This window comes from Sphingobacterium daejeonense (assembly GCF_901472535.1).
In the GTDB taxonomy this organism is placed as follows: Bacteria; Bacteroidota; Bacteroidia; order Sphingobacteriales; family Sphingobacteriaceae; genus Sphingobacterium; species Sphingobacterium daejeonense.
The window spans coordinates 62476-74914 of sequence record NZ_LR590470.1 but is presented as its reverse complement, the minus strand read 5'-3'; the positions used below and the strand labels follow the sequence as shown (position 1 = coordinate 74914).

Genomic DNA, 12439 nt, shown 5'->3' with positions numbered 1-12439 from the left:
TTTCATTTTTAAAATCTTTAATTCGTAAACAAATCAATGTTAATATTTGCGGGTTTTACTTTGTGTCGTCGGTAATTCGAATGCCGACATTACGCAACGGAACCCAATATATGAATGTGGTTCATAGTCAACGGAATAGTTTCTGGTTTCGCTATTCAACTGCTCACCATTATCTTTCCAAGAACCACCACGTACCACTTTTCTCTTCAACGCATCAGCGTCGTCCTCATCCGCATCATATAATAAAACTGGATTTAAGTCATTTACAAACGCCACAGCTGAAGGGCTATACGCATCCAATGTCCATTCAGACACATTCCCCGCCATGTTGTATACACCAAATTTGTTAGGAGTATACGATTTTACTGGAAGTGTAAACGTAGCACCATCACGTGAATAAGTACCTTCACCTTGTTTATAGTTTACGGCAAGTTTTTCTTTGCCATCATCGCCATCGATTGTCAATTTGGTTCCTGAGATCGTATCTCTTGGATCAATTTTACCTTCAGCAGCATATTGCCATTGTGCTTCTGTTGGCAAACTGAATGTCAACTGATAACCACTCAAGTATGAGTTCTTCATCAAATTGGCCATCATTTCTTTACCTCTCCAATCGGAATATGCTCTTGCCTGTCTCCATGAAACGCCGACAACGGGGTAGAAATCAAATGATTGGTGAGTGAAATAATTGGCATCTAGTGAGGTCAACTGTGCATTAGGGAAATCTTTTGACCAGATGTCTTCTGCTGGGATTACCGACACGGTGTCGGTCACATATTCTTTCTTCAAGTTACCTTTGGTTTTCAAATAGGAGAAGCGATATTTTACCACTTCAGGGTTAAGGCCTCTATTTGATCCTTTCATTTCCAACATCGGAGCAATACGCTCTGCTATTGTCGGATCTGAACTTCTCCATATTGGTGAAATCCTTTTTACAGCTTTCCAGTTAATTCTTCTTCCTTCACCATCTTCGCTTGCAGCCTCCAAGAAGTATTGGTCATCTTGCAGATAGTCCGTAACAGCAATTGAATCTGCTACCCAGTTTACGAATTGGCGATATTGTTTATTGGTAACTTCAGTTTCGTCGATAAAGAAAGCACTTAAGCTGATGTTCTTACCCACATTACCACTGTCCAATGATCCTTTGAAAAGGATTGTTCCAGAAGGGATGTACACCATTCCCGGAGGAGCTGGCAATTTGCCACCTTTGAAGGCATTAACCTTCGGGGCATTATAGAAATTATTTGAAGAGTTACAGCCTGCAATTGCAAAAACCAACAATAAACACACTGCGGAATATATTCGATTCATGAATACTCTATTCATACGTTTCATCTTTAATTTTATTCAATGATTGATTAGGTATTAATTTCTTTGAAACAATGCGTATTTAACGCCCAAAGAAATATAGCTATAGTGATCTTTTTTGCTATTTATGACAGCATCGAGATTATCGTTTGTCGTAATGGTGTGTTGATAATTTAGGTTGATTGCCCATTGTGGTCCATATAATCCTCTGCCAAACGGGATGTCCACTCCAACATTAATCGGCACTACAAAATGGAAGCCGTCTAGGTCATCAGAAATTTCACCTCCATTTGAAATCACTGATTCAGAATATAGGTCTGAAATGTTGCTTTCGATGTTGTTTTTCATAAGTCCGGCACCTGCTCCTACATAAACGTTTGCAAGCATCTTGTGGAAGGTACTTGATTGGAGATTATAATAGCTATAGTTATTTGGCAGGTTCATAAATTGACCCAATCTAACTTTAGCATTTGCATTGAAAGCCCAGTAATCGTTCTTAAAAGTACTCGCATAACCATTTCCACTTAAGACACCTTTTTCTGCATGAATACCGGCTGAAACGAACGGGGTAATTAACCCATCTACATCGACATGACCGGCGAATTTTGCTTCGACGTTGGCCAAGTCCGTGAGGTTAATTGTAGGACCTCCTCCAATACCAACACTAAGCGGACGTGAGAATTGTGCTTGCGCTGATTTGAAACCACAAACTGCAAATAATAGTAAAGAAAAAATAGTTTTTTTCATATTAAGAATTCTTGTTAGTATTACAGTACATTATTATTTAGACGAATTTTGAGGCCTTTTATTGCAACTTCAATAAAATAATAGCCCCTAAATTAATAAGTCTTGAAAAAACGTCGATTTTCTATGTCACAAGAATCTTACCAAAGATGATTGACCAATTGGAATCACTGAGGAAAGCGTGCATGGTTTCATAGCTGAAAACTCCAATGAAAACGCACCTTGCAGATTGCAAAAGCTGTTTTTGACGAAATAAAATCTGATTAGTTGTGGTCAAAAATTTATTTAAAATAATTTTGGTCGAGGCACCTTCTCAACAGTGGGTTTGTTTTTAATGGACATTCAAGGCAACAACAAATTTCAAAATATTTTTATTGTTTTTTATTAAAAGTACCGATATGTTATAGAGTTTTTTTTGATAACAATGAATTAACTATAACAAGAAATTTTAGATAGATCTTTGGATATTTTTATATCTAAAAATATAAATTTCAGATAGGAAAGACATAAACCTTCAATCAATTTTTATCAAAAACAAAAGCGGGTTGAATGCCCGCTTCCTAACTATAATAATAATACCATTAACAAAATCTGCAAAACAATATAGGTAATTTTTTCTTTCGGGTTTTTGACTGCTACAGCCGTTGCCGTTCATTCCCCATTTTGATGCTTCGCTAGTCAACTATAAGCAATGGTCTGTAGTGAAACCATTTTCATTACCCAAAAATTGTTAATTGTTAAAAACTCAGATTGAACAGGAATTATTATAATAAATGTGCTAATTACCAGAGACAACGTAACAATTTGACCGTTAATTGGTTACAAACCACAAAGACATATAGTGTTGTTCATATTGCCCAATATATAATCAGACAGAAAAAAATATTAAATAAATAATAAACGATCGTAAATAGATGTACAGATTTACTTCTCACATTAAAAATATTGGTTAGATGTTGCTCAGTTTATAACTTGTAGCTGTAATTTACAGCATATTCATTTAATAGCAAAAGAGTTTTTTAACCAAAGCCAAAAAACCAACGTTTTTTGCCCAAATTATAGGCAAATTTTTCCCTGTGTAAAAACTCAAATCTTTCCTGTAAAATTATATTTTATTTACCCATTTTTGTAAAAACCTTTAACAACCAACCTATTTAATTAAAATTTTTTTGCCCTTATTATCAATAATTTACATTATTATTTAACAATGTCTATAGATTTAGTAGATTATTATTGATATCTGTTTTTATATTTGTTTTATAAATCAGACAAAATCATAAAAATGAACAGACAAAATATGATTACTCAAAACACTTTAAATCTTTCGCTCCAAAATAACAATCAGGAACAAATACTTGATTTTAATCGAATGTGTACTGAAATTATCTTCCCCAAATAGGATATCGCGGGAACTCCACCAGTTCCCGCTTATCCATACTAACCCGAATCCTTAAATAGGATTTTATTCTCAACCATTAAATCTTCATTTCATGAATTCCAAGAAAACATATCGCTTTCTATACCTCGCTATTGCCTTTACTCTAGGGATCACAGTTGCCAAATCCCAGGAAACACCAAAGGCTATAATTAATGCCACACTCAGTGGAACTGTCGTAGACTCCATTAGCAACCTTCCGATTGAGGGTGTCACATTGCAACTTGAAGGTGTAACTCACCAAGTGAAAACTGACAAAGACGGTCGGTTCCACTTTGTAACAGGACAGAAACTTCCATTTAATTTAATTATCAGCAGAATAGGTTACCAGAAAAAACGATTGGTAATAAAAGAATCCCCTGCTGTTATCTTGTTGCAACCCACTCAGGAGAAGATAGACCAAATCGTCGTAACATCCCGAAGAAGAAAAGAGCAGCTTCAGGATGTTCCCATTCCTATCACGACGATTAACGCAGCAACGATAGACGATGCTAGGGCATTCAATGTTAACCGAATCAAAGAACTAGCGCCTACAGTTCAGTTGTACGCATCTAATGCCAGAAACACAACGTTAAACATTCGTGGTTTGGGTTCTACCTACGGGCTAACCAACGATGGAATTGATCCTGGTGTTGGGTTTTATTTGGATGGTGTATACTTGGCAAGACCTGCCGCCACGTGGTTGGATTTTATAGATATTGAACAGGTGGAGGTTCTACGAGGTCCACAAGGGACTTTGTTTGGTATGAACACGACATCAGGGGCTTTCAATGTGACATCCAGAACTGCAGAATTTAACCCTTCAGCTAATTTTGAGTTGAGCTATGGCAATTACGGTTTCATCCAAGGCAAAGCGTCAATCACCGGTCCTTTGACCAAAAAACTGGCGGCTCGTGTTTCCTTCTCCGGAACTCAAAGGAACGGAACCTTATATAATGAATCTTCAGGTCGCGCAATCAACAATATGAATAATTTGGGACTAAGGGCGCAATTGCTGTACAAACCAAATGATTATATCCATATAACCGTTGCTGCAGATAAAAGCATTCAGAAGCCTGACGGATATGGCTGGGGAGTTGCGGGAGTCGTAGAGACACAACGCGCAGATTACAGACAATTCAATAATATTATCAAAGATTTAGGCTATGAATTACCTTATAACAGTGCTTTTGAAAGGAAGGTTGATCTAAACACACAATCAAAAGCTGACAATGAATTGGGAGGCATTTCAGTAAATACGGACTTTAAAATCGGGGATGGAACCTTGACCTCTACGACGGCATGGCGTTATTGGAAATGGGTTCCATTAAATGACCGCGATTATCTTGGCCTCCCAGTATTTACTATCTCCGCCGGAAATTCTGCTCACGACCAATATTCACAGGAATTTAGATACTCTGGCAAAATCCGCGAAAACATAGAACTTGTCGTTGGATTATTTGGTCTTTACCAAGACCTAAGAACCGACCCGGTACACACCGAAGAAGCTGGTTCTTCATTGTGGAGGTTTGCACAGAACACAAACAGCGACCTTTGGAAAACTCCAGGTCTGTTTGACAACTTTGGAATAAAGACGAGATATGGCATTAAAACTACAAGTTTGGCAACATACACACAGATTGATTGGGCAATAACAGACAAATTACACTTCCTGCCAGGAATTAGATATAATTATGACAAGAAAGAAGCTCATTATGATCGCCAAACCTATGGTGGGCTTCAAACTGAAGATCCTGCGTTATTAGCTCTTAAAAATGCGGTGTACACAAATCAAGCTTTTAATACAGATGCATCTGCAGGGAATTTTTCAGGCCAATTATCCGCTCAATATCGTTGGAGCAGAAATCTCAATGCTTTCGCCACCTATGCCATCACCTATAAACCCGTTGGTATCAATGTCGGCGGATTGCCCACATCTAGGGGAGAGGTATTGTTGGACTTAGCTAGAGTAAAACCAGAGTCTGTAGATCATAAAGAAATTGGTATAAAATCAAGCCCGAATAGAAATTCAATCTTAAATCTTACATTTTATCAAACGGACATTAAAGACTACCAGACCTTGGTGCAAACTCCTGAGCCTGGGGTCAACAGGGGTTATCTTGCAAATGCAGAAAAAGTTCGTGTTCAAGGAGTTGAGTTGGACGGAAGCCTTCGTGTTGGGAATTATCTTCGTCTGAATGCTGCTGCTGCCTATACGGATGGCCAATATGTTAAGTTCACTAATGCTCCAGTTCCATTAGAGGAGGTTGGCGGACCAGAAGCTTTTAAAGATATTTCGGGAGGAAGATTGCCGGGAATATCAAAGTGGTCATCCTCAATTGGTGCCGAATTTTCCCAAAACGGAAGTTTAATTGGCTTGGAAGGCTCCTATTTTTTGGGAACAGACCTTTTCTATAGGTCAGAATTCTCTTCAAGTCCCTCTCCATCCCAATATTTAAACATTGATGGCTATGCTATATTGAATGCAAGATTGGGATTTAAGGCAGATAATGGAATTTCAATCTCTGTATGGAGCAGGAATCTAACAGATAAAAAATACTACGAACAATTGTTGGCAGCTCCTGGTAGTTATGGTCAATATGCAGGGATCGTTGCTGATCCCAGAACATTTGGTGTTACCATCAGATATAATTTGAACAGTTTCTAATTAAAAATAGGTTATCGTCTGAACCTAGCTATTCCCAGTAGCTAGGTTCTTTTTATTTACCTATGACCTTTAATATATAGTCCCCTTCGAAAGGATCTCCCTGCATTAAGCTCTCGCCTATAATCAATTTAACCTCGCCTTGTTGGTTCAATTTATATTCTAAATCTTTTCCGAATGGTCCATCACTGTTGCTGTCTGGAGATATAATTTGATTTATTCTAATATTTCCCGGTTTAGAACTGACTATTTCAGCATTCAAATTTTTAAATCCGTTGCTATTGATTACGATAGTATCCGATTGCTTTGATATTTTATGAAGTCTAATAGAATCCCAACTCGATTTCAGTTCCAATGCTTTAGCAGGAATACTAGTTGCAGAATCAATTGATTCCGAAATAGACATGGAGTCTGCGAGTGTGTCTGCGCTATGATCATTTTTACCAGGGCTGTTACAACTAGCAAAAAAAGCAATAGACGTAAATAGAAGGGCTGAGTTTCTGAATGAATTATTAAAGTTTTTCATGATTTTCTATTTTAATACCTGAAAGCTATCTATGTTATTGTGCATAAATTGTTCCAAGATATACATAAAAAAAGTGGCTCCAACAATTGTCGGAGCCACACTCTGTTTATCTAATAATTAATTAACGCCGTCCTTTTTGGTTGCTTTTAAATGCATGTCCACATGGTAAGTTCCTGGGAGATTGAATTTAAAGTCAAACCTGATCTGTAAGATATACGGATTTGAATCTGTCTTATATGTTACTGAATTTGGTGGATTCCACGCGTCCACATAATCTACTGACTCTATCCATTTGTCATAGATCCTGTAATAACAGAACACGCCATTTGGTTGATTATCCCAATATACATCAGGGAATCGAGCCTGCGCATAATCGTAAATCACGGAGTTTTCTGTTACGGTAGTTTTATATGCAAATGTTTCCCAAGTGTTCAAGAACGTGTTTCCACTAGGTCTTTTTTCCAAAGCTTTTCCAGGGAAAACTTTTCCATTTTTATCATATACTTTTAAGATAATCTGGTTAGGACCATTTGCATCTCTGCTTACATTAATTTTGGTATTTGCACTTTGTATTTTATTGATGTCGAACCAGTCCACGTCATGAGGATACCTTTTGCTATTTCCTGTTCTAGGCTCTACCAAGATGAAATATGGTGCTGTGGATATTTCATAGAGAACTGGATTGTTTACCTTAATGGACGTTATCCCTTCGTATTTTTTGGTGCCATTAGGATTTTCGATTTGTAGGTCTAATAAATATTCCCCTGGAGGAACATTATCTGTTGCTTGGGTAAACATTAATTGACCGCTCTTTTCGATAACCTGAAGCGGCAAACTCATTTCTTTTACACGCTTAGCATTAATTAACTCTAATGTTGTATCGGTCTTTGGGTCATATTTTTCTTTCCAAACCGTGATTTCAGACTCTTTAAAAAATGCTTCTTCCCTCTTGCCTGTTTCTTTGTTTCTCACATCCAAAAGAGTAATCTTAAATGGAGGAGTTGAATTATCAGGAATAATACCAGTTACAATTTTGAATACCCCTTTGTCCACCACCACTGGGTTTGCGCCATAACGGATATTGTCGCTCAAGTATCCAACATCCACTTTTTTACATCCTGCTGCCATAATGGAAGCAAGGATCAATAGCATTGCTGAAAATTTATATATCGTTTTCATGCTCTTTCTAATTAATGTTTAGTTTTAAACTTCTTATCCAGGTATGTGTATTATAGCCCAATAAAGAATTTCAAGAATCCATTAGCACTGGAAAGCTCAATAACGATAGCCTAACAGTCGGAATGATGGATAGTTATTCGGGATTTGGATGGATGTTTATGGATAAAACCGAAAATGAAAAGATGCACTTCCATAGCGGTGGTTGGCCGGGTTACCAAACATTAATCGTTCGTAATCCTTCAAAAAAACAGTTTGTAGCACTTTTGTTAAACAAGATGAACCTTATTGGTGTAATGCCAATAATGGCTGCTGTAGATAAAATTCTTAAAAATGATACTCCTCCAAAAGTTTCAATTGAAGAATTTGGAAAAGGGGTAGTTTTAATGGACTTTCAAATCAATCCGTTGATAGGAACTTATGCATTCACCCAAAATAAAAACCTTAAATACCATATTACAGTGAATGATGAAGGGAAATTATTCGCCCAATTAACAGGCCAGCCGGCTGCTAAAGTTTATGCAACCTCAGAACTAGAACTGTTTTACACCATTGTTGATGCAACAATAAAATTCAAAAGCAAGACGATGAAATTCACAGTTTGAACTTATTCCAAAATGGAATGGAATTGGTATTTGAGAAAGAGAAATAGAATTCAATTATTCCTACTTTTACATCATGGCAGAAAAATATAATTTCATCAGCTACCTACGTGCTATTGCAGCCATATTTGTAGTCTTGATCCATGCGTCAACGGGTTTTCTCTACCATATTGACACCAATGGTTTCAACTGGAATTATGCCAATTGGATAAATGCCGCAACAAGATGTTCAGTGCCGATTTTTGTCATGATCTCTGGGTATCTACTCCTTCATAAAAATGAAAATACATGGACCTTTTACAAAACTAGACTTCCGAAACTCATCTATCCCTTTATATTTTGGACCATAGTCTATCTGATTTATTATTTCTATCGCTACACCAATTTTGAAACGCTTTCTACAGAAAAGATCTGGTCCATTATTCTTGATAAGGTTCTCCATGGAGCAAATGCCCACCTATGGTATTTTTACATGATCATCGGGCTTTATTTGGCGATTCCATTTTTGAGGAAAATTCTTATTCAATCCAGTACTCGTGAAATTGAGCTTTTTCTGGTTCTTTGGCTCATTTCCATGTGCTTTACCAGTAAACCACTATATTCCGTAATGCCAAAATTTGACCTCACTTTCTTTTCCGGCTATATCGGATACTTGGTCCTCGGATATTACTTAAGCATCAAGGAGTTTAAGTTCAATATGAATGCTCTCGTCTTCGCACTTATTTATATTCTTATGGTAGTAATAGGTGCTAATTGCACAAACCTACTCAATCAAGATGCAAAAAAACTAAACACCTTCTTCTATAACTACCTATTTGTAACTACAGCAATAGCTGCCGGATCCCTCTTCCTATGGGTTAAAGATGCGGTAAAAGATACGAAGGTGCCAACCTGGATTTCTGGTATTGACCATTATAGTTTTGGAATATTCCTAAGCCATATTATTCCTTTAAACTTCTTGCACCCACTAATTTCCAAATACTTCAGCACGGTCTGGGTAATCCCATTGGCAACCATAAGTGCCGTTATTGTATCCATTGCGATTACATATGCTATTCGGAAATTGCCGTATGGGAAATATGTAAGTGGGTAGATTTTTTGATGGTCAGAAATCTTAAAACAGAAGGGCTTTCTTTCTAGGCACTTTCCGTCGGGCCAAACTACTGGCTATCTGACCTCCATTTTGCTTTTCTGATGGCATTATTCAGTAACTAGGATTAAATAAGTATTTTAGGATGTTTAAGTTGTTTAAGTGAATTAATCCAGCCCATTCATAAGTTTCGAATTACTACAAAAAAAGGATATCAGAAGGAGAGAATAGTTTGGACAAATGCACTTTTTGCTGAGGACCTGCTCGAAAATCCATTGATAGTGAGATTTTTTCTATCAGATGGGTAGGGACATAGGGAGATAGCCCTTCAGCATAGCCAGAGTTTGAGGGTCAGTACGGATATTTTTTTGTAGAAAAAATTAATTATATGTCCACATTCTAATGTGCTAGTGGACCGTAAGCAGATGACCGAAGGCACATTGCTCCGGCGAGACAAAAGAATTCCCAAATTTTCTGCCTGGAGAAATGCTCAAATTTTGTTCACCGTAGTGGTCCAATGCTTTTTAAAGTTCCAGCTGGGAATTGAAAAAATCGTCTACCTGATGCTGGTCTTGGGAAAAAGGGAAAACTTCCCGGATCTTTCCTTCCCCGAGCTTCCATAAAATGCAGGACAGACAACTGATCGCAGGACAGTTCCCATGATTGTTCCATATCCTGTGGCAATCTATGATATGCTCATCAGAATAGCCCAGAACTATTCCTTCGGCACTGAATTTGAATTCTGCCAGTCTGTCCATATCTTCTATTGTCTCCTCAATGCCTGTTTTGGTTCCACTCAGTGCGTGTTTTCCCGGCACATGCCACCTTATCTCTTGGTGAAGCACCTCATACAGGACTTCCTCAGACCTCAATGCGTGCGCCTAAAAAAACTGTTGATTATGACCAAGTTTGGATGGTTGAAGTCTTTCATTATATTAGAATTGTTGATTCAGCATATCGTTAATTTTATCAGAAATATGCATGTCCGCTAATATAACAAAATTATGTAAAAACTTGTTGCAGAACTGGTTCATTCCCGATCTTATCGAGATCTTATCAGTGTAATGCCACGGACTTAAGCGTATGCCACAGAAAATCTGCAGTTTGATCGGTAGAAAAAAGTTATTCATCATAGTGGGGCATTCAAGTTATTGGTCAATTGTGTTTCTGTAAAATGGTATCCGAAAATTTAAGGATTTTACAAGATCATTTTATTCCATTCTATCTGATTCCTGAAATATCGGTTTAATAATCCAAAGTTTTTAAAAGGGGTTGTCAGAAAATTAGGATATTATGCTATATACCCATAGGAATCTTGGTAGGACTTTAAACTTACCTATGGAGATCAATAATTTTTCCTGTTCATTTTTTTTCCGATGAAAGAGTGGACAATCCCTTGGTTTCCAAGAGCATCAAGCACGATAAAGAATTTATGGGAAGATCCAAATTCTATTATCTTATGGACCGAATAGGTGGATAACTTAATCATTGACCAAATTTCCCTACAAACTGGAGCGTGGATGTTTACAAGGCTCAGGGTAGGATTGGATAGTGGTGGAAATCTGTACAGTTGTCATTCAGCAAAATTAAGGAAAAGTTATCACCATGTCATTCTTGTCTATTTCTGTTCCATGGGAAAGAGGAGCTCAGGATGTGATTGAATTCTTCTGCCCGGTCGAGCCATATGTAATGTGAGGAATGTTCTATCAGGTGGACCGAAACATGGTCTAATAGGTCTGAGATCAGTTTCCAGCTATCTGCCGATAGATAGTCCTCCGTTCCCTGGATGATCGATATGGTAATTGGGAACCGCTCCAAGGTAGGTCGGATATCATAGCTTTCGGGCATGGACCCTCCGATCGCACCCTCTACGGCCGAATTGAAGAAAGCCCTCCCTCCCTTGAAAGATCGCCAGTTCCGTAGGTCGATCATATTGAAAGAAGCGAGCCCCGTAATCTTATAGCGGTCAGATTGCTGTTTTTTGTTCAGTCCTTCTTCTTCCCATAGTCCCTCATCCCTAAGTATGGCTTCAACCTCCGGTCGGTTCCTAAGGGCTTTTATCCTCTTGTGGAATTCAGGAACCAGGTCGATAAAGGTCTTTCCGCGGGGTATAAATGGCGGCATGGACGCCGTAAGCACCATTCCGCGAACATTTTGGGGATATTTCAAATAATAGGAGATGGCCAGGACCGTCCCAAAGGAATGGGCGAAAAGGGTCAATTTTTCCTGCCCGATTTCCTTTCGGAGCGATTCCAGGTCGTCTACCAGGATGTCGAGGGAAAGGTCTCTCACGGAGGAATCCTGTACCCTGGAATATAGGCTTCCCCTTTGGTCAAATAGTACAAAACAAGTGGAATCGGTGCTTCCCCGGACGGCATCCACCAGATAATTGAAGTTATTTCCTGGACCTCCGTGGAGAGAAACGACGGTATCTCCTCTTCCCAAGGAAGTAATGTACAGTCTGGCTTTTCCGTCAGCTGTAGGAAGGTACCAGGAATTCCTCTCCAGTTCATCGAACATGCCGTTCTCCTGACCGGTCTGGCCTTTGATTGTGAAGTTCAGAAAAAGACAGATGGCAAGAGTCAATGCATTTCTCATATTGTTGGGGGCTTTAGGTAATCTGATGGCTATGTCCACGGAGCCTGAATTTCCTCCGAGCCAAAATGAAATCAACTGATATTCCGCAAGTTGTGTGCCATCTTCAGGTTCCAACATTTTTGATGTCTGTTTCTATAAACATGTTGATCATAGGATTATTATTTAAACCAAATGTGGAAACCTCTCTAAGTCCACTACCAAAGAACTTACTTCTAACGAGTCCAGGGTCAATTTCAGTCACCAACATTCATAGGTGAACGGTTAAAGTTGGGAAGGTAGAGTTTAAATCCTTGAATACCGTCCCCAGAACATAAAT

General features: G+C 38.3%; 9 protein-coding genes. 3 read left to right on the top strand and 6 right to left on the bottom strand.

Going from position 1 to position 12439, the window contains the following annotated elements:
* Positions 1-39: 39 nt before the first annotated feature.
* Both porK and FGL31_RS00355 read right to left on the bottom strand, forming a co-directional pair.
* Positions 40-1326 carry a T9SS ring complex lipoprotein PorK/GldK gene (gene porK / locus FGL31_RS00360; RefSeq protein WP_171017491.1) on the bottom strand — a complete coding sequence of 429 codons (1287 nt, stop codon included), beginning with the start codon at positions 1324-1326 and terminating at the stop codon, positions 40-42.
* Between the two features lie 39 nt (positions 1327-1365).
* Positions 1366-2055, bottom strand: coding sequence for an outer membrane beta-barrel protein (locus FGL31_RS00355; protein ID WP_138089372.1), 690 nt, complete (start codon positions 2053-2055; stop codon positions 1366-1368).
* A gap of 1487 nt (positions 2056-3542) precedes the next feature.
* On the opposite strand from FGL31_RS00355, the gene FGL31_RS00350 reads away from it, so the two are divergent.
* Positions 3543-6134, top strand: coding sequence for a TonB-dependent receptor (locus FGL31_RS00350; protein ID WP_099369302.1), 2592 nt, complete (start codon positions 3543-3545; stop codon positions 6132-6134).
* A 52-nt stretch (positions 6135-6186) separates the two neighbouring features.
* Here FGL31_RS00350 and FGL31_RS00345 read toward each other — a convergent pair whose 3' ends face one another.
* Entirely contained in the window at positions 6187-6657 is a 471-nt protein-coding gene (locus FGL31_RS00345) for a hypothetical protein (RefSeq protein WP_138089371.1), read from the bottom strand.
* A gap of 117 nt (positions 6658-6774) precedes the next feature.
* Complete coding sequence (locus tag FGL31_RS00340; RefSeq protein WP_138089370.1) at positions 6775-7836, bottom strand: DUF5007 domain-containing protein; 1062 nt, start codon at positions 7834-7836, stop codon at positions 6775-6777.
* An 80-nt stretch (positions 7837-7916) separates the two neighbouring features.
* On the opposite strand from FGL31_RS00340, the gene FGL31_RS00335 reads away from it, so the two are divergent.
* Both FGL31_RS00335 and FGL31_RS00330 read left to right on the top strand, forming a co-directional pair.
* Positions 7917-8438, top strand: coding sequence for a serine hydrolase (locus FGL31_RS00335; protein WP_262709214.1), 522 nt, complete (start codon positions 7917-7919; stop codon positions 8436-8438).
* 73 nt (positions 8439-8511) lie between these two features.
* Positions 8512-9528, top strand: a complete 1017-nt coding sequence (locus tag FGL31_RS00330) for an acyltransferase (RefSeq protein WP_099369298.1) — start codon at positions 8512-8514, stop codon at positions 9526-9528.
* 521 nt (positions 9529-10049) lie between these two features.
* Here FGL31_RS00330 and FGL31_RS00325 read toward each other — a convergent pair.
* Together FGL31_RS00325 and FGL31_RS00320 are read right to left on the bottom strand one after the other, a co-directional pair.
* Positions 10050-10343: a nuclear transport factor 2 family protein gene (locus tag FGL31_RS00325; protein ID WP_138089368.1), complete on the bottom strand. Its 294-nt coding sequence runs from the start codon at positions 10341-10343 to the stop codon at positions 10050-10052.
* A gap of 790 nt (positions 10344-11133) precedes the next feature.
* Entirely contained in the window at positions 11134-12240 is a 1107-nt protein-coding gene (locus FGL31_RS00320; protein WP_138089367.1) for an alpha/beta fold hydrolase, read from the bottom strand.
* Positions 12241-12439: the final 199 nt, after the last annotated feature.